General features: G+C 62.2%; 23 protein-coding genes. 12 read left to right on the forward strand and 11 right to left on the reverse strand.

The window, feature by feature from the left end:
- Positions 1-172 precede the first annotated feature (172 nt).
- The 3 genes from HX817_RS07155 to HX817_RS07165 all read left to right on the forward strand — a co-directional run bounded on the left by HX817_RS07155 (position 173) and on the right by HX817_RS07165 (position 2,882).
- Positions 173-775 carry an FMN-dependent NADH-azoreductase gene (locus HX817_RS07155; protein ID WP_177021637.1) on the forward strand — a complete coding sequence of 201 codons (603 nt, stop codon included), beginning with the start codon at positions 173-175 and terminating at the stop codon, positions 773-775.
- Between the two features lie 17 nt (positions 776-792).
- Positions 793-2,205 carry a PLP-dependent aminotransferase family protein gene (locus tag HX817_RS07160; RefSeq protein WP_177040036.1) on the forward strand — a complete coding sequence of 471 codons (1,413 nt, stop codon included), beginning with the start codon at positions 793-795 and terminating at the stop codon, positions 2,203-2,205.
- Between the two features lie 77 nt (positions 2,206-2,282).
- Complete coding sequence (locus tag HX817_RS07165; RefSeq protein ID WP_177040037.1) at positions 2,283-2,882, forward strand: TIGR00730 family Rossman fold protein; 600 nt, start codon at positions 2,283-2,285, stop codon at positions 2,880-2,882.
- A 55-nt stretch (positions 2,883-2,937) separates the two neighbouring features.
- Here the strand turns inward: HX817_RS07165 and HX817_RS07170 are convergent, their stop codons facing one another.
- The 3 genes from HX817_RS07170 to HX817_RS07180 form a co-directional block, all read right to left on the reverse strand.
- Positions 2,938-5,427: a TonB-dependent siderophore receptor gene (locus HX817_RS07170; RefSeq protein ID WP_177040038.1), complete on the reverse strand. Its 2,490-nt coding sequence runs from the start codon at positions 5,425-5,427 to the stop codon at positions 2,938-2,940.
- Between the two features lie 89 nt (positions 5,428-5,516).
- Positions 5,517-6,461, reverse strand: coding sequence for a FecR family protein (locus HX817_RS07175; protein WP_177040039.1), 945 nt, complete (start codon positions 6,459-6,461; stop codon positions 5,517-5,519).
- Positions 6,458-7,003, reverse strand: coding sequence for a sigma-70 family RNA polymerase sigma factor (locus tag HX817_RS07180; RefSeq protein WP_102605591.1), 546 nt, complete (start codon positions 7,001-7,003; stop codon positions 6,458-6,460). The genes HX817_RS07175 and HX817_RS07180 overlap by 4 nt, the downstream gene beginning before the upstream one ends.
- 174 nt (positions 7,004-7,177) lie before the next feature.
- Here HX817_RS07180 and HX817_RS07185 point away from each other — a divergent pair, with 174 nt between their 5' ends.
- Both HX817_RS07185 and HX817_RS07190 read left to right on the forward strand, forming a co-directional pair.
- The gene (locus HX817_RS07185) at positions 7,178-7,489 is read left to right on the forward strand and encodes a hypothetical protein (protein WP_102605590.1); all 312 of its coding nucleotides are present in this window, start codon (positions 7,178-7,180) and stop codon (positions 7,487-7,489) included.
- Positions 7,490-7,540: 51 nt separating this feature from the next.
- The gene (locus HX817_RS07190; protein ID WP_177040040.1) at positions 7,541-8,065 is read left to right on the forward strand and encodes a hypothetical protein; all 525 of its coding nucleotides are present in this window, start codon (positions 7,541-7,543) and stop codon (positions 8,063-8,065) included.
- 40 nt (positions 8,066-8,105) lie between these two features.
- On the opposite strand, the gene HX817_RS07195 is transcribed toward HX817_RS07190, so the two are convergent.
- Positions 8,106-10,253, reverse strand: a complete 2,148-nt coding sequence (locus tag HX817_RS07195; protein ID WP_177040041.1) for a TonB-dependent receptor domain-containing protein — start codon at positions 10,251-10,253, stop codon at positions 8,106-8,108.
- Between the two features lie 216 nt (positions 10,254-10,469).
- Here HX817_RS07195 and HX817_RS07200 point away from each other — a divergent pair, with 216 nt between their 5' ends.
- From HX817_RS07200 to HX817_RS31565, 3 genes are read left to right on the forward strand one after another with little or no spacing between them, the layout of a single operon-like run.
- A complete protein-coding gene (locus tag HX817_RS07200; protein WP_003219684.1) occupies positions 10,470-10,628 on the forward strand; it encodes a hypothetical protein in 159 nt (52 codons plus the stop codon).
- A gap of 4 nt (positions 10,629-10,632) precedes the next feature.
- Positions 10,633-11,271, forward strand: coding sequence for a helix-turn-helix domain-containing protein (locus HX817_RS07205; RefSeq protein ID WP_008436005.1), 639 nt, complete (start codon positions 10,633-10,635; stop codon positions 11,269-11,271).
- Between the two features lie 60 nt (positions 11,272-11,331).
- Positions 11,332-11,853, forward strand: a complete 522-nt coding sequence (locus HX817_RS31565; RefSeq protein WP_177040047.1) for a hypothetical protein — start codon at positions 11,332-11,334, stop codon at positions 11,851-11,853.
- 262 nt (positions 11,854-12,115) lie between these two features.
- On the opposite strand, the gene HX817_RS07215 is transcribed toward HX817_RS31565, so the two are convergent.
- Together HX817_RS07215 and HX817_RS07220 are read right to left on the reverse strand one after the other, a co-directional pair.
- On the reverse strand, positions 12,116-13,444 hold the full coding sequence (locus tag HX817_RS07215) for an LLM class flavin-dependent oxidoreductase (RefSeq protein ID WP_177040042.1): 1,329 nt from the start codon (positions 13,442-13,444) through the stop codon (positions 12,116-12,118).
- 74 nt (positions 13,445-13,518) lie between these two features.
- Positions 13,519-14,043: a MarR family winged helix-turn-helix transcriptional regulator gene (locus HX817_RS07220; RefSeq protein WP_003219677.1), complete on the reverse strand. Its 525-nt coding sequence runs from the start codon at positions 14,041-14,043 to the stop codon at positions 13,519-13,521.
- A 120-nt stretch (positions 14,044-14,163) separates the two neighbouring features.
- On the opposite strand from HX817_RS07220, the gene HX817_RS07225 reads away from it, so the two are divergent.
- Positions 14,164-14,964: an SDR family oxidoreductase gene (locus HX817_RS07225; RefSeq protein ID WP_177040043.1), complete on the forward strand. Its 801-nt coding sequence runs from the start codon at positions 14,164-14,166 to the stop codon at positions 14,962-14,964.
- Between the two features lie 14 nt (positions 14,965-14,978).
- Here the strand turns inward: HX817_RS07225 and HX817_RS07230 are convergent, their stop codons facing one another.
- A complete protein-coding gene (locus HX817_RS07230) occupies positions 14,979-15,233 on the reverse strand; it encodes a hypothetical protein (RefSeq protein ID WP_003219674.1) in 255 nt (84 codons plus the stop codon).
- Between the two features lie 86 nt (positions 15,234-15,319).
- A complete protein-coding gene (locus HX817_RS07235; RefSeq protein WP_003219672.1) occupies positions 15,320-15,625 on the reverse strand; it encodes a putative quinol monooxygenase in 306 nt (101 codons plus the stop codon).
- A 152-nt stretch (positions 15,626-15,777) separates the two neighbouring features.
- On the opposite strand from HX817_RS07235, the gene HX817_RS07240 reads away from it, so the two are divergent.
- On the forward strand, positions 15,778-17,493 hold the full coding sequence (locus HX817_RS07240) for an amidase (RefSeq protein WP_008436013.1): 1,716 nt from the start codon (positions 15,778-15,780) through the stop codon (positions 17,491-17,493).
- On the opposite strand, the gene HX817_RS07245 is transcribed toward HX817_RS07240, so the two are convergent.
- From HX817_RS07245 to HX817_RS07255, 3 genes are all read right to left on the reverse strand, one after another.
- The gene (locus HX817_RS07245; RefSeq protein WP_003219667.1) at positions 17,484-17,759 is read right to left on the reverse strand and encodes a hypothetical protein; all 276 of its coding nucleotides are present in this window, start codon (positions 17,757-17,759) and stop codon (positions 17,484-17,486) included. The two genes, HX817_RS07240 and HX817_RS07245, sit on opposite strands and share 10 nt — an antisense overlap.
- A 139-nt stretch (positions 17,760-17,898) precedes the next feature.
- Entirely contained in the window at positions 17,899-20,049 is a 2,151-nt protein-coding gene (locus HX817_RS07250; protein WP_102369418.1) for a phosphocholine-specific phospholipase C, read from the reverse strand.
- A gap of 54 nt (positions 20,050-20,103) precedes the next feature.
- Positions 20,104-21,315, reverse strand: a complete 1,212-nt coding sequence (locus tag HX817_RS07255; RefSeq protein ID WP_177040044.1) for a DNA-binding transcriptional regulator — start codon at positions 21,313-21,315, stop codon at positions 20,104-20,106.
- Between the two features lie 153 nt (positions 21,316-21,468).
- Here HX817_RS07255 and xylA point away from each other — a divergent pair, with 153 nt between their 5' ends.
- On the forward strand, positions 21,469-22,785 hold the full coding sequence (xylA, locus tag HX817_RS07260; protein ID WP_102369419.1) for a xylose isomerase: 1,317 nt from the start codon (positions 21,469-21,471) through the stop codon (positions 22,783-22,785).
- Between the two features lie 57 nt (positions 22,786-22,842).
- Positions 22,843-23,844, forward strand: a complete 1,002-nt coding sequence (xylF, locus tag HX817_RS07265) for a D-xylose ABC transporter substrate-binding protein (protein ID WP_003219660.1) — start codon at positions 22,843-22,845, stop codon at positions 23,842-23,844.
- The last annotated feature ends 28 nt before the right edge of the window (positions 23,845-23,872 follow it).

Consider the following 23,872-nt stretch of genomic DNA (forward strand, 5'->3'; position numbering starts at 1 on the left):
TGAAGCCGCCATCTTGCGACGCCATGGCCTACCCCAAAAGATCCATGATCTGGCTTGAGCGCTAGGCCATGGACCCGCGGACATGGCCTACTCTGAATCATGATTCTTGGCTCTTTGGCATGGGTCATGGGGTTCGTAGACTGAGGGCCATCCATCCAGGAAGCAACGCACCATGAATATCCTCCATGTCAGTGCCAGCCCTCGCGGGCAAGCGTCGGAGAGCAACGCCCTCTCCCTCAAGATCATTGAATGCCTGCGCCAGCGGCACCCGGACGCCGAGGTGATCCGGCGCGGCATTGCCGCCAATGCCCTGGCACCGGTGGACGAGGCTTATGCAACGTCCCAGCAGTCCCTCGTGGACGTCTCGTCCGAGGGGTCGATGGCCCAGTCCGAGCGGCTTGTTCAGGAGCTGGAGCTGGCCGACATTGTGGTGATCGCCACCCCCATGCATAACTACTCGGTGCCCGCGGCCCTCAAGCTATGGCTCGATCACATCGCACGGGTGCGCCGCACCTTCGATATCTCGGCCCAGGGCAAGATCGGCCTGTTGCAGGACCGGCCAGTGTTCGTCGCCATCGCCTCAGGCGGGCGGTTTTCCGGGGAGCGCGCGCACCAGCCGGACTTCCTGACGCCGTACCTGAAAACCATACTGGGCATGATCGGCCTGCATGACGTGACCTTCTTCACCGTCGAAGGCACCGCTTCCCGCCCGGAAACTCTGGCCCAGACGCGCCGCCAGACCGACCAGGCGCTGCACGATTATTTCGCCACCTGAACAGGACCCGCCGCCGGATGAGCACTTCGATCAAGGCCTTTTCACCGCTGGACGCCGGCGCCGCGGAGCCGATTTACCGGCAACTTTACTGGCGGTTCCGCAGCGCGATTGCCGACGGTTTGCTCAAACCGGGCGAACGCATACCCGCAGCCCGTGCCCTGGCCAAGGAGTTGGGGTTGGCCAGGGGCACCATCGACACGGCTTATTCGCTGCTGGCAGCCGAGGGTTATATCCAGCCCCGAGGCCAGGCCGGCACGGTGGTGGCTGAAGGGATCAAGGCCAGCCTGCCGGAGCGCCCCATGACGGCCAGCGACCACAATGCCGTGCGGCACAAGGCCGCCGTGTTGCCGTTTCAAATGGGGCTGCCCGCACTGGACGCGTTCCCTCGCAAGATCTGGTCGAAAATCGCCGCCCGCTGCGTGCGGGCCACCCAGGTCGCCGACATGGCCAACCCGTGCGTGTTCGGCCTGCACTCGCTGCGCACGGCGATTGCCAGCTACTTGCAGGTTGCCCGGGGCATTCATTGTTCGCCGGCGCAGGTCTTCGTCACCTCGGGCTATCGCAATACGCTGGGGCTGATCGCCCACGCACTGCTGGAACCGGGCGATCGGGTGCTGGTGGAAGACCCGGGCTACCTGTTCACCCGGCCGTTGCTGGATTACCTGAATATCAAGGCCATACCGGTGCCGGTGGACCCGGATGGCATGCAGGTATCCCGGGCCGTGCAACAGGGCAAAGGCGCCCGCGCCGTAGTGGTCACGCCGGCCCATCAAAGCCCGCTGTGTGTCTCGCTGTCCTTGCCCAGGCGCCTGGAACTGCTGGATTGGGCGAGTCGCCAGCAGGCCTGGATCATCGAGGACGACTACGACGGCGAATACCGCTACGTGAGCCGCCCGCTGCCGGCCCTCAAGAGCCTGGACCGCGACGGCCGAGTGCTGTACGCCGGAACCTTTAGCAAGGTGTTGTTCCCCGGCATCCGCCTGGCCTATCTGGTGGTGCCGGCAGCTCAAGTGGAACGCTTCGAACATGTCAGTCAGACCTTCCTCGGGGGCTGCCCGGAGCTGACCCAGGCGATCGTCGCAACATTTATGACCGAGGGGCATTTTGCGCGGCATATCCAGCGCATGCGCAAACTCTACGGTGAGCGTCGGGAGGCCACCGCCAGGGGCTTGCGCAAGGCCTTGGGCGAGCATATTTCGATTGACGCCCAGCCGGGCGGGATGCACTTGATCCTGCGCCTCAATGCACAACAGTCAGACCGCCTGTGCGTGGAACGCCTGGCGCAGGCCGGCATTTATGCCGAAGCCTTGAGCGACTGGAATATTCAAGGCCAGACCGGCCCCGGCCTGCTGCTGGGCTTTGCCAATATCGAGTCCGAGGCCATCGCCGAAGCCCTTGGAAAACGCATCCTGGACGCACTCATGGCCTGATCCGCCTGCGCGTTCTTGGCTCTTTCGCCCACCGGCGAGTGGCGCCATGCTGGACAGCTTGTCCTCACCCGCCTGGAATGCCCATGCCCACTCCCCTGCGCAGCCTTGCAGTTTTCTGCGGTACCAATTTCGGCTTCAACCCGCGCTATGCGGATGGCGCCCAAGCCCTCGGCCGGGAAATCGCCCGGCGCGGCATACGCCTGGTCTACGGCGGCACCCACAAGGGCTTGATGGGCGTGGTGGCGGATGCTGCGCTGGCTGAAGGTGGCGAAGTCATCGGCGTGATCACCGAGTTACTGCATGAACGCGGCCATTCCCACGCCGGGCTTACCCACCATGAAGTGACTCAAGACATGCGCAGCCGCAAGACACGCATGAGCGACTGCGCCGACGGTTTCATTGCCTTGCCCGGCGGGCTGGGAACCCTGGAGGAGTTGTTCGAGGCGGCCACGCTGACCCAGGTCGGCGAACACCACAAGGGCGTGGCGTGCCTGAATACGGAGGGGTTCTTCAACCCGGTGCGCGCCCTGTTGGATCACGCCGTGAAGGAAGGCTTCATGAAGGTCGAACACAGCCGGATGCTGATGTTCAACGAAGACCCCGGCGCCCTGATTGATGCCCTGGAGCAGTGGCAGGCGCCGGTGGTTTCCAAGCTGATTGAGCCGGTGGCGAACTAACGCTTTTCGGCCTTGGCGATGCTGCTCCCGAATCCTTTCGCCAAGGCCTTTTTATTTACCACTGATAGGTCGCACTGGCCTGCACGGTACGCTGCGAGCCATACCAGCACCACGAGTAGGAATAGCAGGACGCGACGTACTCTTTATTCGCCAGGTTGGTGGCGTTCACTGCCAGGCGCAGGTTGTCACCCTGACGATTGATGTGCGGGATGTCGTAGTGCACCGCTGCATCAAACAGGGTGTAACCGGGCACCTTCAGGGTGTTGGCGGTATCGCCCCAGGAAGAACCGACATAGCGCGCACCGGCCCCCACGCCGAAGCCCTTCAGCGTGCCGTCGTGCAGGGTGTAATCCGCCCAGGCCGACGCGGTATGACGCGGCACCGCGTAGGTGGTGGTGCCTTCGGCCGCAATGGCCGGGCCGACACCGATGTCGCTGATGGGCGCATAACGCACGGTGTTGTTGGATTTGCTGATGCGGTTATCCAGGTAGGCATAGGCCGCAGTGATATCCAGGTTGTCGTTCAGGCTGGCCTTGCCTTCCAGTTCAAACCCGCGGGATTGCACTTCACCGTCCTGAATCTGGCAGCGGGAGCCGTTGCACAGGTGGGAAGCGTCCGGGTCCAGCGTCGGTACGTTGGTCTGGCGCAGGTCGAAAATGGCAGCCGTGATGAAGCTGTTGCTGCCCGGCGGCTGGTACTTGATGCCGATTTCCGTCTGCTTGCCCTCGGTCGGCTGGAACGTCGAACCGCCGTAGCCCGTGCCGGATTGCGGCTGGAAGGATTCCGAGTAGCTGACATACGGCGCCAGGCCGTTATCGAACAGGTAGACCAGGCCCAGGCGGCCGGTGAAGGCTTTGCTGTCCTGGGACGACTTGGTCTTTTTCTGGGTGGTCATCGCCAGGGTACTGTTGTCGGTGCTGGCCCAGTCATAACGCCCGCCCATCAACAGCACCCATTTGTCCCACTTCATCTGCTCTTGCAGGTACACCCCCGTTTGCTCGCTGCGCGAGGTGGCGTCGCTGGTGTACGCCGGCACCGGCACTGCCGCACCGTAGACCGGGTCGAAAATATCCAGCGTAGGCCCTGCCGTGTACACGCCGCTGCCCGACTTGGTGTCAGTGCTGGTGTTCTGGTAATCGGCGCCCATCAGCACGGTGTGCTGCAACGGGCCGGTGTCGAATTTGGCCTGCAACTGGTTGTCGAGGGCATAGGCGTCGATGTTCACGTCGCTGGCAGTGGTCGAGCGCCGGATGGTGCGGTAATCGCTCTCCAGGTAGTTGCTGTAGAGGCTGCGGTATTGCCCTTCGCTGCGCAGGTAGCGCGCATTCTGGCGCACAGTCCAGACATCGTTGAAGTGATGTTCGAAGGCGTAGCCGATGGAGTAATACTCGCGGTCACTCTTCTCGAAGCTTTTCTCGCCGTCGTAGAAATCCACGTCGATCTTGCGCCCCGTCGGGCTGTGCAGCACCGAGCCCCAGGCTGGCATCGAGCCGTAGGACGCGCCCTTGGGGTCCTTCTGGAAGTGCCCGAGCAAGGTCAGCGAGGTATTCTCGTCCGGGCGCCAGGTGAAGGCGGTGGACAGGGATTGACGCCGGGTTTCGGTGTGCTCGATCTGCCCGTCGGCATCGTCGAACAGGCCGGCAACGCGGTAGGAATACACGCCTTGGTCGTCCAGCGGGCCACTCAAGTCAAAGGTCGTGCGCTTCTTGTTGAAGGTCCCGTACTCGACGCCGACTTCATGGAACGGCGTGTCGAGCGGGCGTTTGCTGACCATGTTGATCACGCCGCTGGGGGTGCCCTGCCCGTACAGCACCGACGCGGGCCCGCGCAGCACTTCGACGCGCTCCAGGTCGAAGGCGTCTTTTTGCGGCAAGGCATCCCGGCTCGAGGGCATACGCAGGCCGTCGAGGTAGGTCGCCGGGGCAAAGCCACGGATGGTCAACTGGTCGAGACGCGAGGCGGTGGAGCCACGGGTTTCCGGGATCACGGCAGCGCTGTAGCGCAGGATCTGGTTGAGGCTCTCGGCGTTCTGCGCGCGCATCTGGTCTTTGGTGACCACGGAGATCGACTGCGGGGTTTCGATCAGTGCGGTGTCGGTCTTGGTGCCCGACAGGCTGCGGGTGGCCACGTAGCCAGACACCGGGCCGGTGGGGCTTTCCGACGGGTACGCGCCGCTGATGGTGGTGGCCTGCAACTCCATGGCGCCATCGGTGTGCGGGATGGCTTCGAGACGGTAGCGGTCGTCGGCGATCTTCAGGGCTTGCAGGCCGCTGCCGGCCAACACTTGGGCCAGGGCGGCGTCGGTATTGTATTGCCCGTTCAGGCCATTGCTGTGTTTGCCACGGGTCAGGCTCGAATCAAAGGCCAATACCAGGCCCGCCTGTTCGGCGAGGCTGTTGAGGGCCTGGCTCAGGTCACCGGCGGGAATGGAGAACGCAGCGCTTTCAGCCGCGTAGGACGCTTGAACGGTCAGCAGGGGTACGGCGGCAAACGCCATCGCCACTGAAAGGGTCAATGGCTGTAAAGGACGAGCAAGGCGCGACATGAGAAGTCCTGGGAAATGGGGGTTCTATTAGTCATGACGGCCATGTCGGAAAATCGGGTATGAATGAGAGCAGTTTTTATTCAGACTTTTTACAGCGGCTTGATCACCACCACCAAATCCGTGAAGTACTCCACCTTGATCGGCAGGTTATCGGCCAGTGACGCCAATGCCGCGCCGGTGTCGTCGAGCTTGAATACCCCGGACACGCGCATCCCTTGCAGCGCCTGCGGATCAAAGCGCACCAGCCCATGGCGGTAACCGGCGAGGGTTTGCAGGACCTCGCTCAGGGGTTGGTCGTCGACCTTGAGCAAACCACGGGTCCAGGCGTCCGGGTCGGCGTTGCCGATGGGTTGTGGGGTGCCGGCACGGCCGTCCTGGAGCGTGGACTTCTGCCCCGCCGGCACTTTCACGTCGCCCGCAACGGTGCCTTTGACGGCCACGGTGGACTCGATCACGGTGACCACGGTCGCGCCATCCTCGGCCTTGCGCACCAGGAACCGCGTGCCCAACGCCGTGGCCGTGCCCTGGTCGGTGTGCACCACGAACGGCCGTTGCGCGTCCTTGGCCACCTCGACCCACATCTCGCCCTGCAACAGTTCGATCACCCGTTGGTGGCCGTCAAACTTCACGTCCAGTGCCGAGTTGCTGTTGAGCTGTACCTGGCTGCCATCGGTCAGTGCCACCTGGCGCCGTTCGCCCACGCTGGTGCGTTGGTCGGCCATCCACACCGGCAGGCGCTCAATCCCGGCCCAGCCGCACAGCAACACACCCAACAGCGCGACGGCCTGGGTGCTACGGGCGGCAAACCTTGTTTTCTGTGGGGCAAATGCACGGTTCAGGGCCATGCGCGCCGGGGCGGCGGGCAACTCGCCGAGGCTGCCCCACAGGCTGCGCATGCGCTCGATGGCGACGGCATGCCGTGGATCGGCCTGGCACCATTTCTCGAAGGCCGCGCGGTCGGCCTCGGTCACGTGGTCGTCGTGCAACAACGTCAGCCAGCGGGCGGCTTCACTGATGATCTGCTCGGAACTCACGACAGCGGGTCCGCCCCGTGCAGGGTGTGATAGCAATGCACCAACGCACTGGAGATGTAGTTCTTCACGGTGCTGGAAGACACCTGCAGTTGTTCGGCGATTTCGCTGTAGGTCAGCCCGTCGAGGCGACTGAGCAGGAATGCCTCGCGGGCCTTGGCGGGCAGGCCGATGAGCATTTCGGCAATGCGTTCCAGGGCCTGCAGTGCCACATGAATCGCCGCCGGGTCCGGCATGCCGGCATCTTCGCTCTGGATCGCCAGGGCTTCCATGTAGGCCTTTTCGATGCGCCGCCGACGCGCGCCATCGATCATCAAGCGCCCCGCCGTGGTGGCCAGGAAGGCGCGGGGTTCCTTGATGGTATGGGGGTCGGCCAGCAGCAGGATGCGGATAAACGCGTCGTGGGCCAGGTCGGCGGCATGTTGCGAGCAGCCGAGTTTCTTGCGCAGCCAACCGTGCAACCAGGAATGATGGTCGCTGTAGAGGGTGGTGATGGTCTGCTGGCGACGGGTTGTATCACCATCAGCTACAGGAAAGTCATGCATGCGCAAAAATTTCTCAAACAAGAAAGATTACCAATTGCGCGAACGATGACAGTAAAACGAAGGGGGAGCAAGGATGGAGTGATGGCTTGCAACGAATCTGCGACTTGCTGTGCCCACCTTGAAAGCGACCAGTGCGCACGCGACACTTCTGCGACTCATACAAGGACATCACCCATGACAACCTTCGCCAACACGGTCTCCACCCGCGAGGCCTATCAACTGCTCAAGGACGTGGCATTAGAGGTTCGAACGCTGAAACCCGTCAGCTCCAGCGACGAGCAAATGGTTGTCGACATCGACGGCTGGCAGGTCACGCTGTCAACCTGCGGGACGGCTCTGGAGTGCTGCCTGCGCTGTATTGCACCGGATAACAGGCAAGGTTCACTGGACACCTGGCAACGTTACGGCACCAATCCGCTCGATCTGATGAGCCTGTGGGAGCGAACGCAGCTGCAGCGCCTGGTGCATGCAGCCTTCGTTCGCTGAACATGCGCTCTGCCAACTGAATTCAGCGCAGCAGAAAAACTTGCACAAGTGATGCCTTATGGCCATCATCCCATTTCATTTTTAATGCTATTGAAAATGGAAGTTCTTGTGGCAGGGCCTCACCGCCCTGTAACCACTGCAAATGCACGCCATGGATGCCCAATGCTTAAATATCTAAATAGAGATGTACTGAATATCAAAACCTGGTCATTCAGTATTTTGATGTACTCCTTGCTCTGCGCAGGATTTGACGTTTACCAGTTGTTCACCAGCAGCAACCTGTTCCTCACCTCGGTTTCCATGATTACACTGTTACTGGGCTACATTAGGTTCAGAAACGGCATGACCGAAGGTAACTACTACTATGCAGCCCTATACCTCATTCCCATAACGTTAGAATTGCTCAGCAAAATCCCTGGTGCTGAGCTTGTAGGCGTGGATAAAGCCGAGTTCAGCCTGAGTGCATGCACAACAGTTATTTCCACCTTGCTTCCAATTGTGGCAACACTAATCACCGTGCCAGTGGTTGCAACAGTCAGTTGTTTTTCCAAGTGGCTTGAAAAAAAATTGGCATGACCCAGCAATCACCCACTGCCAACATCAAACACTTTACGGATTAACGCCAGCTCCAGGAAACCCCGGTGTAAACCCCCATGCCATCCCCCGGCGTCGACCGCGCCACATCCAGCCCCTTGTCGTCATAACCCGGCGTGACCGTGTTCGCGTAACGCCGGTTGGTCAGGTTGCGCAGGTCGACCCAGGCTTGCCAGTCGTGCTTCGGCGCGTCGTACCCGAGCGTCGCGCCGAGCAGTGTGTAGGCCGCCGCGTAGTAGGAGTTGGCGTAGTCCACCGCGACCCGCGATGAATGTTCGCCATTGAGGCTGGTGTAGAAACCGCTCGGGTGGCTGTAGCGCAATTGCGCCTGGTAGTAGTGCCTGGGGATGCCGGGCAAGGTGTTGTCGCCGAAGCGGTCGTCGTTGCGGTAGTGGAAGTCGCTGTAGGTGTAGGCCTGGCGCAGGGCGAGCTGGCCCGTGCGGCCACCGTCCCACAGCGGGCTGATCAGGCTCAGCTCCAGGCCTTGGTGCACGGTTGGGCTGGCGTTGGATTCGGCGATTATTGCGGACGTGGTGGACGTCGCGGCCTGGGTTTCGACGCTGAGCAGTTCGTGGCGCACCTCGGAGCGGTACAGCGCCAGGTCCCACTGACCGAACCACGCTTCACCGCGACCGCCGACTTCCAGGGTGGTGGCGGTCTGGTTTTTCAGCTTCACCCCTTCACGCTGCAAACCGCTGGCCGGGCCGCTGCCCACGGGGAAGTACTTGTTGGAACCCCAGATCATCGACCACGCATGGGGCGGTTCCACCGAGCGACTCAGGTTGCCGTACACCTGCAATTGGGGGCTGAAGTCGTAGCGCAGGCCAACCCTGGGCGCGTAATCCCAATCGTGCTGGCTGACGGGTGTGTGGGTCTGCGGGTAGCTGACTTCGGTTTCACGACGGGTATAGATCGCCGCCAGCCCGGTGGTCAGCCACAGGTCCGGCAGCAGTTCCAGGTCATTGCCGATATGCAGCACGGTGTCCGAACCCAGGTAGCTGTAGTCGCGGGTCCTGGTGCCGGGTGTGTAGCCCTCCGTATTGCCGGTGGGGATCCGCACGAATTCCGAGCCGCCGTTGTTCGGCATCGCCTGGGTGGTGCGCAGGCCGAGGGTGGTCTTGCTGTCACGCCCGAACAATGTGTCCTGGCGGATGTAATTCAGGGTGCCGCTGACGTCGGTGTAGGCAACCTTGAGACGGTTGGTGCCCTCGCGCAGGTCCATCGGATAATCGTGATACGCCAGCCCGACCTCGACCCGGGCGTTGTCGTCCAGGTGCAGGGTGGTTTTGTTGGCGATCCAGGTCGAGCCCGGTTGCGTGCGTTTCGAGTCTCGCGCCACGTTGAGGCTGGCGGCGGCGCGCGGGTCGTGGCTGATCTGGTCGCGGGTCAGTTTGCCGGGGGAATCGTTGTCGGTTTCGCGGTAGCGAAAGTAGAAGCGGGTTTCCAGGTCGGGGTTGAAGCGGTAGCCGAAGTTGGCCGCGATGCCCTTGCCGCTGCCGGCGCTGTGGTCCTGGAAACCGTCGTATTGCGAGTCGGTGAGGCTGATGTAGTAGTCGGCATCCCCCAGCACCTGGCCCGAGCTGATCTCTCGCTGGCCGTAGCCATGGCTGCCGGCTTCGTAGCGTACTTGCAGCCTGGGCGCGTCGTAGCCGGTGTGGGTCACGTAATTGACTGCCCCACCCAGGGCCAATGCGCCCTGGTCAAAACCGTTGGCGCCACGCAGCACTTCAACGCGGCTGAGCCACAACGGGTCCTTGAGTTCGTAGGGCGTGCCACCCGGGCCGGTCAGTGGCAGGCCGTCGAAGGTTTCATACAGGCCGGAAGCGTGGGCGCCCGGGCCCCGGTTGATACCCGAGCCACGGATCGAAAGCTTCACCCCTTCGTTGTTTGCCGCCTTGGCATAAACACCGGCCTGGTACTTGAACACGTCCTCGTTGGTGCTCACCCGTCCCTGTTCGACGCTGCCCATGTCGATGTAGTTGGTGGCGCCGGGCACGCTCTTGAGCTGGGCCTGGGCCAGTTCGTCGGCGCTGAGTTCGGCGCTGCTGACTTCGACGGGTGCCAGTTGCAATGTGTCGTCGGCCTGGGAAACCGGGCTGAAGCTCAGGGCGGCGCCAAAGCCCAGCAAGGGCCAGGCTTTTCGGGAGGTGAACGGAAACGCGGGGGGCATGGGGGTAAATCCTTGGAATTCGTTTTTGCGACGGGCTCGGTCCGGCACAAGGTCTGTGGTGGGAAGCCCGTGAAGCGCGGCGGGTCACCATTGATGAACGCACAGGCCCCCATCGGTGTTAAGTCCAAAATAGAATTACCAAATGCAAACTCAGTATTTATGGAAATAAGCGGCACCGATTACTGTAGAGCCATTGAGTCCCCAGAGATTTACGTCATGCAAACATCCGCCACCGTCATCGATTTCACCCTCCACCGCAAACGCCGCCAGGCTCGCGCAGCGGCTGAACTGATGTGGGCGATGTATGCGGCACGGGCCGGGGTCGCGCTGTTTACCGCACACGTCACCACGTCCAGCGATACCCGCCGGGCGTGAGGCGATGAATTTCCTGCACGCGATACCCGAAGTGCCCGACCTCCCCACCAAACCCAAGGACTGTAACAGCGGCGACGATGACGCCATCGGCCAGTGCGTCGCGCAGAACCTGCAGCGCCTGCGCAGTAAACGCTACCTGTCGCTGGATGCCCTGGCGCGCAACTGCGGCGTAAGCCGGGCGATGCTCGCGCAGATCGAGTCCGGGCGCAGCGTGCCGTCGATCAAGGTGCTGTGCAAGATCGCCAAAGGCTTGAAAGTGTCGGTGGCGGCGTTCCTGGAAAATCGAGCGTTCGAAGGGGTTGAGCTGCTGCCGGCGCAACAGAGCAAACGCCTGGTGAGTGCCGATGGCAGCTTCATCAGCCGGGCGCTGTTTCCGTACGATATGGCGCGCCAGTCGGAGTTCTACGAGATACGCCTGAAGGCCCTCGGCGAGGAGATTTCAGAAGGTCACGGGCCCGGCATCCAGGAAAACCTGGTGGTGGCCCAGGGCGTGCTGGAAGTCAGCGTCAACGAGGAACGCTACCTGCTGTCCACCGGTGATTCGATCCTGTTCTACGCCGACCAGCCCCACCGCTACCGCAACCCCGCAGACAGTGAGGCGGTGGCGTTCCTGGTGATCACCTACCCGGAACGCCTGGACTGAAACGCAAAAAGCCCCGGCACTCGCCGGGGCTTTTTGATTTCACGCCAAACCAATCAGCAGGTGCAGCACATCATCGGCATGCCGTTGCAGCTCATCATCATCGGCATGGCGCAGTCGTTCATCATCTTCATCATCAGCATGCAGCAGTTGTTCATCATGTCCATGCTCATGCCAGGCATTGGCATCATCTTGCAGGTCATGCAGTCGGCTTCCATCTTGCATTCCATGACGCACTTCATCATCGGCATAGGCATGCCCATCGGCATCATCATCGGCATGTTCATGGTCGACATGCTGTTCATCATCGCCATGCCGTCTTCAGACATGCACATCATCGACATGTTGGCGCACTGCATCATCATCGGCATGCCGCAGTTCATCATCATCGCCATCATTTCGGCGTTATTCTTGAACATCGCCATGTCCATGCCCGCGGCCGGCTTCATGGTGCACATCATGGCCTCGTCGGTCATCTTGCTGGTCATGGTTGCCATCATCATCGGCATGCCCATCATCGGCATCATCGGCATCGCGTTGTTCATTGGCATCTGCATGGCGTTCATCATCTTCGAAACTCCGTAATCGACAGGAAATGAGTAAGTTCTGGGGCCGATTCTAGAGAGGCCGCACAACGGCGCAAGACGCTGGCCCAGCAGCAGGAATAGACGCTGCATGGGGATTTCCCGGGGCGCGGCAGCGGATAATTCCGCGATGACAGATGCTTTGGCGTGATCACGCCGGCCGGCTCCGCTATCAGGGCCAAACCGGCGCGATGGATATGCGATTGGGGAATGGCCCCCAATCAGAAGGAAATAAACGATCTAACCACGGTGGAAATACCCGCTCATTCGGCGAAGAAGCGGTTCGCCGGACGCGGCAGTCCGAGGTTTTCCCGCAGGGTAGAGCCTTCGTACTCGCGCCGGAAGATCCCGCGCCCCTGCAACTCGGGCACCACCCTGGCCACAAAGTCATCGAGCCCGCCCGGCAGCCACGGGAACATGATGTTGAAGCCATCGCTGCCCTCTTCTTCCAGCCACTGCTGCATCTCATCGGCAATACTGTGGGCGGTGCCGACAAACGAGAGACCTGCATAACCGCCAAGACGCTGGGCCAATTGGCGCACCGTCAACTGTTCGCGATCAGCCAGCGCCAGTACCCGTTCGCGGGAGCTCTGGCTGGCGTTGGTTTGGGGAATCGCCGGGAGGTATTGGTCGGGATCAAACTTCGTCGCGTCGGTACCCAGCGCGATCGACAGCGAGGCAATCGCACTTTCGTAATGCACCAGGCTGTCGAGATGCGCACGAATCCGCCGCGCATCTTCCAGCGTATCGCCGACCACCACAAACGCCCCGGGCAAGATCTTCAGATGGTCGGGATGCCGCCCCACCGCCAGCATCCGGCGCTTGATATCGGCATAGAATTTACGCCCTTCCTCGAGCGTGCCGGGCGCCACGAAAATCACCTCGGCGGTTTCTGCCGCCAATTGCCGGCCCGGCTCCGAGGCGCCGGCCTGCACGATCACCGGCCAGCCCTGCACCGGGCGGGCAATGTGCAGCGGGCCGCGCACATTGAGGTAGCGGCCCTGGTGATTGAGGGTGTGCAGCTTGTCGGGGTCGAAGTACACACCGCTGTCGGCATCGCGGATGAAGGCATCATCGGCCCAACTGTCCCAGAGCCCGGTGACCACATCGTAGAACTCCCGCGCACGGGCGTAGCGCTCGTCGTGGGCATAGGCCTGCTCCAGGCCGAAATTCTGCGCCGCATCCGGGTTGGCAGTGGTGACGATATTCCAGCCGGAGCGGCCGTTGCTCAGGTGATCCAGGGACGCGAAGCGCCGGGCAATGTGGAACGGTTCGTCGTAGGTGGTCGAGGCCGTGGCTACCAGGCCGATGTGCTCGGTGGCCTGGCTCAGGGCCGACAATAAGGTGAACGGTTCGAAGGAGGTGGCGGTGTGGCTGCGCTTCAACGCGTCGATAGGCATGTTGAGCAGGGCGAGGTGGTCGGCCATGAAGAACGCATCGAAACGCGCTTTCTCCAGGGTTTGGGCAAACTGCTTGAGGTGCGTGAAGTTGAAGTTGGCGTCACGGTAAGCGCCGGGATAGCGCCAGGCGCCGGTGTGGATGCTGACCGGACGCATGAACGCGCCCAGCTTCAGTTGGCGTTGAGTGGTCATGGAAAGCCCCTGATCGAGAGGGGCCCAGCATCGGATGGGCGAACGGCGTCTGTCTAATAACCAAAGGATCTGACTTATGCCTGCGCGGATCGGCTGTTGTAGTCCGCCAGAAATTCTTCGGAGGCGACATGGTCTGCCATGCCCCGCAGCTGCGCGGCCGAATCATGCCCCAGCACCTCCTCTACCCGGTTATTGGCCGCCGCCCAATACACCAGCGCCTCACTGAACAGCGCTTCGCCCTTGGGCGTGAGCACGCAGCGTTTGGTGCGCTTGTCCAGGGCATCCGGGCGCAGCTCGACAATCCCGTCGCGCACCAGCGGCTTCATCGCATGGGTCAGCGCCGACATCAGGATCGCCAGGCGTCCGGCCAGCTCCTGCAACGTCGGCCCTGCCTGCTCATCCACCGCCGCCCACCGGGCGATTTCACCCAGCAAGCCGACCTGCGTAGCCTTCAGGCCAATCGGCGCCAGCGCTTCGTCATACAGTTGGCCCAGCCGCCGGGCGGCACGGCGCAGTGCGTTGTTGGTGCACGCCACGTCCCCCAGCAGGCTCAAAAGGTCGGCACGGGCATCAGGCTTGTCAGTCTTGTGTGTTGGCATTTTCAGATCCTCCATGCCGGTAGAATGATTGAGTACTAAACCATTGACAAGGACAAACGCCAAGCCTATAACTTGAGCCCTCAACAATATTGGTTGAGTACTCATCTATTGGAGCCGTTCATGTCGATCCCTGCTTCCACAAAAATTGCCCTGATCACGGGTGCTTCTTCAGGTATTGGCGCCGTGTATGCCGACCGATTGGCAGCCCGTGGCTACGACTTGATCCTGGTCGCCCGTCGTGAAGACCGCCTCGAAACCCTGGCGGCGAAGATCACTCAAGCCTACGGGCGCGAGGTCCAGACCATCGGCGCCGACCTGGTAAACCCCGCGGACCTGACCCGTGTTGAAAGCCTGCTCGCCGGCAACCCGGCGATCCAGGTGCTGGTGAATAACGCCGGCCTGGCCCGCCTGCATCCGCTGGCTCAATCCTCGGTCGAGGATTCCACGACCCAGATCGCCCTGAACATCACCGCCCTCACCCGCCTGACCCACGCGGCGCTGCCGGGCATGCTGGTGCGCAATGAAGGCTTGATCATCAACGTGGCATCGGTGTTGGGCGTGCACTCGCTGCCGGTCAGCTCGGTGTACAGCGGCACCAAGAGCTATGTCCTGGCATTCAGCCGTGGCTTGCAATCGGAACTGGCGGAAACCGGGGTGAAGGTGCAGATCGTGTTGCCGGCAGCCACCGCTACCGAGATCTGGGACGCGTCGGGCATTCCGCTTTCCGCCCTGGAACAGGAGTCGGTCATGACCACCGAAAACCTGGTGGACGCGGCACTGGCCGGGCTGGATCAGGGTGAGACGATCACCTGGCCGTCGGTGGCCGATGGTTCGTTGTGGGAGACCTATGATGCGGCGCGTGGTGCGTTGTTTGCGGCCACGCAAACAGGCAAGCCGGCGCCCCGGTATGGGATCGTCTGAGGCGCCAGCCGGCTTTATTGAATACCGATGGAAATGCGCCGCACAGTCTGCTCCTCACGGGGCAGGCTGATGTCGCCTTCGTAGGTGCACTCGCGGCCGGTGCAGCTGTTTTCCACGGTCACCGGCGCAAGGCTTTTGACCGGAAAGCGCGGTTTGGGCTCAGCCTGCGGCGTGAGCGGTACAGCGCTGAGGACAGGTGCCTCGTAGGTCAGGTCCAGGCTGGACGCGTGGGCCTGGGTGGCCAGAACGGCGAGCAGTGCGCTCGCCATGACAGTCCTTGTAAACAACATCGAAATCTTTCCGGGCAGCAAAAAATGAAGGGGCAATGATAAACCCTTGAGCTGCCGGGTTGAAGTCAACGTGCCTGGACGGCAGGTTCCAGCACCAATACGTTGGAGGGGCCCGCACGGAATGTCGGGTTGTGCTTCGCGGCTTCCAGCATGTGCGGCGCTGCGTGGTGATCCTTGAGCGCCGCCTTTGAAGCCCACGTCTCGATCAACACAAAACTGTCGCTGTTGCCCTCGACCGGATGCAGGTCGTACTGGATGCAACCGGCTTCGGCCCGGACCAGCGGAGCGAGCCCGGCAAAGGCCGCCAACTGGTCCGCACCCCGGCCAGGCTGGGTATTGATGATGACGACAAGCCGCACTTCATCGGACATAAACAGCACCGTTATCGATAAGGAAATTGAGGTGCCACAGTAAGGGATGCCATTCTCTGGCGCTATGAAAAATCTATCAGTAAGCTACTTTCACTGATTGGATTGAGTCAGCACTCAAGCCCTCCCCCTTTTCTGCACCCGGCGATAACCACGTGATCGAAGTAACCGAAGTTTCCATTGCCCAGCTGCGCACTGCGCTCGAATCCGGCCAGACCACGGCGGTTGAACTGGTCGAGGCTTACCTCGCCAGGATCGACGCCTACGACGCCCCCACGACTGCCACCGCGCTCAACGCGGTGGTGGTGCGCAACCCGCAAGCGCTGGAGGAAGCCCGGGCATCCGACGCACGCCGGGCCAGCGGCACAACCCTGGGCCCGCTCGACGGCATTCCCTACACAGCCAAGGACAGCTACCTGGTCAAGGGCCTCACCGCCGCTTCCGGCAGCCCGGCTTTCGCGAACCTGGTTGCCTACCGCGATGCGTTCACCATCGAGCGACTGCGGGCAACAGGCGCCATTTGCCTGGGCAAGACCAACATGCCGCCGATGGCCAACGGCGGCATGCAGCGCGGCGTATATGGCCGGGCCGAGAGCCCGTACAACGCCGACTACCTCACCGCACCGTTCGCCTCGGGCTCCTCCAACGGCGCCGGCACGGCCACTGCGGCGAGCTTCGCGGCGTTTGGCCTGGCGGAAGAAACCTGGTCCAGCGGGCGCGGCCCGGCGTCCAACAATGGCCTGTGTGCCTACACCCCGTCCCGTGGCGTGATCTCGGTGCGCGGCAACTGGCCGCTGACCCCGACCATGGACGTGGTCGTGCCTTACGCCCGGACCATGGCCGACCTGCTTGAAGTGCTCGACGTCGTGGTCGCAGAAGACCCCGACACACGCGGCGACCTGTGGCGGATGCAACCCTGGGTGCCAATCCCCGGCGTCGCCTCGGTACGCCCGCAGTCCTACGCAGACCTGGCCGCGACCGGCGATGCACTCGCCGGCAAACGCTTCGGCGTGCCGCGCATGTACATCAACGCCGACCCCGAGGCAGGCACCAGCGACGCCCCGGGAATCGGCGGCCCTACCGGCCAGCCAATCAAAACCCGGGCCTCGGTGATCGAGCTCTGGGAAGCTGCGCGCAAGGCACTTGAAGCCGCCGGCGCAGAAGTGGTCGAGGTGGATTTCCCGCTGGTCTCCAATTGCGAAGGCGATCGCCCGGGCGCACCGAAAGTGTTTACCCGAGGCCTGGTCTCCAAGGAATTCCTCCACGATGAATTGTGGGAACTGTCGGCCTGGGCGTTCGATGATTTCCTGCGGGCCAATGGCGACCCTGCGCTGAACCGCCTGGCGGATGTCGACGGCCCGAAGATCTTCCCCCACGACCCCGGCACCCTGCCCAACCGCGAAGACGACCTGGCCGCCGGCATGGACGAATACGTGCGCATGGCCGAGCGCGGCATCACGCCGTGGGACAGGATCAGCACCGTGCCCGACGGCCTGCGCGGCCTGGAACAGACACGACGCATCGACCTTGAAGACTGGATGGATAACCTGGGGCTGGATGCGGTGATTTTTCCGACAGTCGCCGACGTAGGTCCGGCGGATGCGGATGTGAATCCCGCGTCGGCGGATATCGCCTGGAGCAACGGAGTGTGGGTCGCCAACGGCAACCTCGCCATCCGCCATTTGGGCGTGCCGACAGTGACGGTGCCCATGGGCGTCATGGCCGACATCGGCATGCCGGTGGGGCTGACATTTGCTGGCCGGGCGTATGACGATTCGGCGCTGCTGCGATTGGCATCGGCCTATGAGTCGACGGGCAGCAAGCGCCTGGTGCCGCCGCGCACGCCGGCGCTGGTGGCTCGTCAGGACTGATTGATTTCGCTGCTGATCTTGCGCATCAACCGATCGGCTTCCGACCCGGGTTCAAATCGAAAGCCACGCATCTCATCGAGGAGCAGGCAATCGCTGATGGCCTCCCAAAGTTGCTCCTGGGTCGGCTTGTTGCGCAACAGTATGTATGAAAGCAGCAGGCGTTCGAGGGGAACGCCTCGAATACAGGCCGTTTCAATGATTGCCAGCAGGATAAAGCGCAGTCGAACTTCCCGCTCCGTGGGCCAAACCGTTTTTCGCTTACCCAATGCCGGGCCTCAGTGTCAGGAAAAGCGTGAGGCTATGGCCCAGACGGGTGGCGTTTCAAGCGCTGCAAGGGGAGAAAGCCCTGCTCCTACACAAAACAGGGAAAAAGCCCACGAAATCACCCCGCAGATCAACAGCCTTTCACACACGCTTGCCCATCAACGGATCACTGATGCTATGCGCCCCCGTCTCGATTCGCCCCGCCACTCGTCGCACCCAGCCATGCTCGTCACGTAGCTTGAAGTCATACCAGCCCCCATTCGGCTGGCAGGAGAACGTTCGTTGCACGGTACTGCCGCCCGCAATCTCCAGCAGCCACGGCCCCTGCTTGGTGTAAGGGCAACGCTCGATGGTGATTGAGGCCGCACGCTTGCCGGGGTTGACCAGGGTCAGCAGTAAGGTGTCACCGTGATACGCCAGGGATAACTCCGGCTCGCGACGCTGCAGGTGCCCCTTGAACGAACGGTGGAACCCATTCGGCCCCAACAGCCAGAGCTTGTAGGCGCCCGCGACTTGCCAGGTGTCACTGAGGTGTTTGCCGGCTTCCACCGTGTAGCGGCGCGGTACCTCGTCCAGGTGCAGGCGGTCGTAGACGTGGAACACCACGCCCTGTTCGCCATTGTTGAAGAAGTCCAGGCTCACCGAACTGGCGCGACGGTCAACCGAGCCTTCAACGTTCAACTGGTACGGCAGCGCCCGGGATGGCCGCGCCATTCGCGCCTGGAACGGCGCCTGTTGCTGGCCCACCGTCGGCAGGGCGACCTGGGGCAGTTGCTCCTGGCGTTGACGCAGAGAGTCGGCGGCCTGGCGGCTGATGGTGTGCAGCGGTGGCAGGGTCTCGGTGTTGGGGTTGACGAAGTTGAAGGCCGAGGTGAGGTCGCCGCACACCGCCCGGCGCCAGGCGCTGATATTGGGTTCGCGCACGTGGAAACGCTTCTCCAGAAATTGCAGCACGGAGGTGTGATCAAACGCCTGGGAATTGACCCAGCCACCACGGCTCCACGGCGACAGCACCAGCATTGGCACTCGCGGCCCGGGGCCGTACACCCCGCCGTCCGGCGCGGGTTGCTGGCTAGAGCCGGGCGGTGCCGGGTGGGTGAAGATCTCGCTGTCGAACTTCACCGTGGACTTGCCGGCAAAGCTGCCATCCAGGCGTTTGGACGGGGCTGACGGCGACGGCACGTGGTCGAAGAAACCGTCGTTTTCATCGTAGTTGACCAGCAGCACCGTCTTGCTCCACACGTCCGGGTTGGCGGTCAGTGCCTTGAGGATTTCCTGGGTGAACCAGCCGCCTTGCACCGGGCTGGAAGGCCCGGGGTGTTCGGAGTAATCGGCCGGCGCCACCAGCCAACTCACCTGTGGCAGGCGCCCGTCGTTCACGTCCTTGCGAAAGCCCTGGATGATCGATTCCAGGTCGCTGCCGCTGACCGCCGGCAGGGTGTTGCCATTGCCTTTGTACAACGGCACGCGGGCGTTCAGTTGATCGCTGTAGGGCACAAAATCCTTGAAGTCTTTCGGTGGCACGGCGGGGTTGCCGGCCGCGACGCTGGCCGCACGAAACTGGCGAAACCCGGCCAAGGGGTTGTCGCCAAAGTTATCCGGCAGGTACTGGTAAACCTTCCAGCTCACACCCGCTTCTTCCAGGCGCTCGGGATAGGTTTTCCAGGTGTAGCCCACGCCCACCGCGCCGGGGCCGTCCCATTCGTTGACCACCGCCGCCACATTTGCACCGGTCGGGCCGTTGGTGCCGGTCCAGTGGAACAGCCGATTGGGATTGGTGCCTGCGTGTACCGAACAGTGGTAGGCGTCGCACAGGGTAAAGGTGTTGGCCAGGGCGAACTGGAACGGCACTTCCTGCTCACGGTAGTAACCCATCGAGGTGGGTGTCTTGAACGTTGGCCAGGCGTTCATCCGGCCGCTGCTCCAGGCGGCGTGCTCGTCGACCCAGGAATGCGGCGTGCCGCTGACCCGCTGCGCGTTGCCACGGGAGCTGTCCAGGTGATAGGGCAGGATCCGCCGCCCAACGCCCTGCTGCTCCCACACCCGGTGCCCGCCCGGCAGTGGAATGGTGAAGCGGTCACTGAACCCGCGCACACCCGGCAAGGTGCCGAAGTAGTGATCGAAGGAGCGGTTTTCCTGCATCAGGATCACCACATGTTCGACGTCCATCAGGGTGCCGGTGCGGTTGTTGGCGGGGATCGCCAGGGCCTGGCGAATGGAGTCGGGCAACAGGGTGTAGGCGGATCCGATGGCAGCTGCTTGCAACAACGTTCTGCGTGTAAGAGTCGGCATAAGACGATTCAATCCCTTGAAGTTCTGGAGCGAGGCTCAGGACAAAATAGGGACTCAAGGCGACAAATAAATGACATCGCTCGAATCGCGCTCGACCTGCCCCACCTGGTACTCCCTCGGCGTACACCCGAACTCGCGCTTGAACACCGTGTGCAGGTACTGGGCGGATTTGAACCCGCAGTCATAGGCAATATCCGCAATCGCGGCCCTGGTATTTTCCAGGCTGGAAACCGCAGCCGCGAGTTTGAAGCGCAGGATTTCATCGTGGACGCTGCGGTTCAGTTCACTGCGAAAATGCGCTTCCAGGGACGACCGCGACACGCCGACGTAGTTGGCGACCTGGGCGGTCTTGATGCCCTGGCAGGCGTACTGGCGAATGAAATGCAGCGCCTGCATCACGTAGGGATGGCCGAGGGGTTGGTGCAGGCTTGAGGTCTGCACGTTGACCGCTTCCGGCGGCACCAGGATCTGGCTGCCTGCCGAAGGCATGCCGTGCAGCATCTGGTGCAGCAGGCGCGCGGCGGTGCGGCCCATTTTTTCAGTGCCCTGGATCACCGAGCTCAGCGGCACGCGGGTCAGGGTGCGGGTCAAGGGGTCGTTGTCGATGCCGATCAGTGCCACTTGCTCCGGCACCGGGATGCCGGCGGTGAGGCAGGCCTGCAGCAACTGGCGGGCACGGGCGTCGCTGACCGCGATGATGCCGATGGGTTTGGGCAGGCTGTGCAACCAGGCAATTTGTTGCTCCACCGCCGAGTCCCACAGCGGCGCGCTGGTGCCGAGCCCGCGATACACCTCCACCGGCAAGCCATCGCGCTCCAGCAGGCGGCGGAAGGCTTTTTCGCGCTCCTGGGCCCAACGGTTGATATCGGCTTCAGGCAGGCTGAAACAGGCAAAGCGCGTCAGCCCGGCTTCGATCAGGTGTTCATAGGCCAGCTTGATCAAAGCAAAATTGTCAGTGGCCACATACGGAGTATGCCGTGGGTAAGCCCGCTCATCCTCATAAGACCCGCCCACCGCCACCACCGGCACATGCACACCCGCCAACGCGGGGCCCATCGCCGGGTCGTCGAAGTCGGCAATGATCCCGTCGCCATGCCAGCGCTCGATACCCTTGAGCCGGCAGACGAAGTCCTCTTCCAGGAACAGATCCCACGACACCCGCGTACTGCTCAGGTAGTTGCCGATCCCGGTGATGATGCCGCGATCGTAGATCTTGTTGCCATTGAACAGCAGGGCAATCCGGTGCACAGGCGGGACAGTTTTCACAGGGGCGGCTCCATGCGATATGTCGAGCCACTATGCGCGTAAAACCACTCAAAATCGAACCCTGCTCTGGTGATTTTCATAATCGGTTGGCCGGGGGCCGTTGCTAGTATCGAGGCAAGGTTAACGAGCACTCATAACAACAAGGATCTGGCGATGCCCTACTTTCCCGCGGTCGAAAAAATCCTCTATGAAGGCCCCGATAGCGACTCTCCCCTGGCCTTCCGGCACTACGATGCAAACAAGCTGATCCTCGGCAAACCGATGCGCGAGCACCTGCGGATGGCCGCGTGTTACTGGCACAACTTCGTCTGGCCCGGCAGTGACATGTTTGGCTCCGGCACCTTCCAGCGGCCCTGGCAGCAACCGGGGGAAGCCCTGCAAGTGGCACGCGGCAAGGCCGAAGCGGCGTTCGAGTTTTTCTCCAAGCTGGGCATCGACTACTACAGCTTCCACGACACCGACGTGGCCCCCGAAGGCGCAAGCCTGGCCGAGTACCGCGACAACTTTGCGCGGATGGTCGACCAGCTCGAAGGCCATCAGGAACAGACCGGTATCCGGCTGCTGTGGGGCACTGCCAACTGCTTCAGCAACCCGCGCTTTGCCGCCGGCGCCGCCAGTAACCCGAACCCGGAAGTGTTTGCCTATGCGGCGGCCCAGGTGTTCAGCGCGATGAATGCCACCCACCGTCTCAAGGGCTCCAGCTATGTGTTGTGGGGCGGCCGCGAAGGCTACGAGACCCTGCTCAATACCGACCTCAAGCGCGAGCGCGAGCAACTCGGGCGGTTCATGCGCATGGTGGTCGAGCACAAATACAAGATCGGCTTCACCGGCGAGCTGTTTATCGAGCCCAAGCCACAGGAGCCCACCAAGCACCAATACGACTACGACAGCGCCACCGTGTTTGGCTTCCTGCATCAGTTCGGCCTGGAGAAAGAGATCAAGGTCAACATCGAGGCCAACCACGCCACCCTCGCCGGCCACAGTTTTCACCATGAGATCGCCACCGCCGCGTCCCTGGGCATTTTCGGCAGCATCGACGCCAACCGTGGCGACCCGCAGAACGGCTGGGACACCGACCAGTTCCCCAACAGCGTCGAGGAGCTGACCCTGGTCACCTACGAGGTACTCAAGGCCGGTGGCTTCAAGGGAGGTGGCTACAACTTCGACTCCAAGGTACGCCGCCAAAGCCTCGACGAAGTGGACCTGTTCCATGGCCACGTGGCCGCAATGGACGTGCTGGCGCTGTCCCTGGAACGCGCCGCCGCCATGGTGCAGAACGACGCCCTCGAACAGTTCAAGGCCCAGCGGTATGCCGGCTGGGACCAATCCTTCGGGCGTGCCGTGCTTGGCGGCGACTTCAGCCTGGCGTCGCTGGCCGAGCATGCCTTCAGCCACCATCTGAACCCACAAGCCGTGAGTGGCCGCCAGGAGATGCTCGAAGGCGTAGTGAATCGCTTTATCTACCCATGACCGCTACGCTCCAGGTCCAGCAGTGCGTCTAAACAACAATAAAAGGGACTCACCATCATGAAACACCTGAAAACTGTCTTGCTCACCAGCGTTCTGGCACTGCTTTCCAATTCGGTCATGGCTGACGCGGCCCATCCGAAAATCGGCTTTTCCATCGACGACCTGCGCCTTGAACGCTGGGCCCGCGACCGTGATTATTTCACCGCCGCCGCCGAACAACTGGGGGCCAAGGTCTACGTGCAGTCGGCGGACGCCAACGAACAGCGGCAGATCTCGCAGATCGAAAACCTGATCTCCCGGGGCGTCGACGTGATTGTGATCGTGCCGTTCAATGCCACGGTGCTGAACAACGTGGTGGCCGAGGCCAAGAAAGCCGGGGTGAAAGTGCTGTCCTACGACCGGCTGATTTTGAATGCCGATATCGACGCCTACATCTCCTTCGATAACGAAAAGGTCGGCGAGATGCAGGCCCAGGGCGTGTTGAACGCGCAGCCTAAAGGCAATTACTTCCTGCTGGGCGGCGCACCTACCGACAACAACGCGAAGATCCTGCGCCAGGGCCAGATGAAGGTGCTGCAGCCTTCGATCGACAAGGGCGACATCAAGATTGTCGGCCAGCAATGGGTCAAGGAATGGAACCCCACCGAAGCCCTGAGCATTGTCGAAAACGCCCTGACCGCCAACAGCAACAAGATCGACGGCATCGTCGCCTCCAACGACGCCACCGCCGGCGGCGCGATCCAGGCCCTGGCGGCACAAAAACTCGCGGGCAAGGTGCCGGTCTCGGGCCAGGATGCCGACCTCGCCGCGATCAAGCGCGTGATCGCCGGCACCCAGACCATGACCGTCTACAAGCCCCTGAAGCTGCTGGCGTCCGAGGCGGCCAAGCTCTCGGTGCAACTGGTGCGTGACGAGAAACCGGCCTACAACTCGCAGTACGACAACGGCAGCAAGCAGGTGTCGAGCATCCTGCTCAAGCCGACCGCGTTGACCAAGGACAACGTCAACGTGCTGGAAGAAGACGGGTTCTACACCAAAGCGCAAATCGCCGGGCAGTAAGCGTACGGCTCACTGCAGGGGCGGTTTG

Source organism: Pseudomonas sp. C6002, from assembly GCF_013385805.1.
Taxonomy (GTDB): domain Bacteria; phylum Pseudomonadota; class Gammaproteobacteria; order Pseudomonadales; family Pseudomonadaceae; genus Aquipseudomonas.

What these genes read in the sequence shown, in the direction of transcription:
- HX817_RS07155 (WP_177021637.1), top strand. Translation starts at nt 173, where the DNA reads ATGAATATCCTCCATGTCAGTGCCAGCCCTCGCGGGCAAGCGTCGGAG.
- HX817_RS07160 (WP_177040036.1), top strand. Translation starts at nt 793, where the DNA reads ATGAGCACTTCGATCAAGGCCTTTTCACCGCTGGACGCCGGCGCCGCG.
- HX817_RS07165 (WP_177040037.1), top strand. Translation starts at nt 2,283, where the DNA reads ATGCCCATGCCCACTCCCCTGCGCAGCCTTGCAGTTTTCTGCGGTACC.
- HX817_RS07170 (WP_177040038.1), bottom strand. Translation starts at nt 5,427, where the DNA reads ATGTCGCGCCTTGCTCGTCCTTTACAGCCATTGACCCTTTCAGTGGCG.
- HX817_RS07180 (WP_102605591.1), bottom strand. Translation starts at nt 7,003, where the DNA reads ATGCATGACTTTCCTGTAGCTGATGGTGATACAACCCGTCGCCAGCAG.
- HX817_RS07185 (WP_102605590.1), top strand. Translation starts at nt 7,178, where the DNA reads ATGACAACCTTCGCCAACACGGTCTCCACCCGCGAGGCCTATCAACTG.
- HX817_RS07190 (WP_177040040.1), top strand. Translation starts at nt 7,541, where the DNA reads ATGCCTTATGGCCATCATCCCATTTCATTTTTAATGCTATTGAAAATG.
- HX817_RS07195 (WP_177040041.1), bottom strand. Translation starts at nt 10,253, where the DNA reads ATGCCCCCCGCGTTTCCGTTCACCTCCCGAAAAGCCTGGCCCTTGCTG.
- HX817_RS07200 (WP_003219684.1), top strand. Translation starts at nt 10,470, where the DNA reads ATGCAAACATCCGCCACCGTCATCGATTTCACCCTCCACCGCAAACGC.
- HX817_RS07205 (WP_008436005.1), top strand. Translation starts at nt 10,633, where the DNA reads ATGAATTTCCTGCACGCGATACCCGAAGTGCCCGACCTCCCCACCAAA.
- HX817_RS07215 (WP_177040042.1), bottom strand. Translation starts at nt 13,444, where the DNA reads ATGACCACTCAACGCCAACTGAAGCTGGGCGCGTTCATGCGTCCGGTC.
- HX817_RS07220 (WP_003219677.1), bottom strand. Translation starts at nt 14,043, where the DNA reads ATGCCAACACACAAGACTGACAAGCCTGATGCCCGTGCCGACCTTTTG.
- HX817_RS07225 (WP_177040043.1), top strand. Translation starts at nt 14,164, where the DNA reads ATGTCGATCCCTGCTTCCACAAAAATTGCCCTGATCACGGGTGCTTCT.
- HX817_RS07230 (WP_003219674.1), bottom strand. Translation starts at nt 15,233, where the DNA reads ATGGCGAGCGCACTGCTCGCCGTTCTGGCCACCCAGGCCCACGCGTCC.
- HX817_RS07235 (WP_003219672.1), bottom strand. Translation starts at nt 15,625, where the DNA reads ATGTCCGATGAAGTGCGGCTTGTCGTCATCATCAATACCCAGCCTGGC.
- HX817_RS07250 (WP_102369418.1), bottom strand. Translation starts at nt 20,049, where the DNA reads ATGCCGACTCTTACACGCAGAACGTTGTTGCAAGCAGCTGCCATCGGA.
- xylA (WP_102369419.1), top strand. Translation starts at nt 21,469, where the DNA reads ATGCCCTACTTTCCCGCGGTCGAAAAAATCCTCTATGAAGGCCCCGAT.
- xylF (WP_003219660.1), top strand. Translation starts at nt 22,843, where the DNA reads ATGAAACACCTGAAAACTGTCTTGCTCACCAGCGTTCTGGCACTGCTT.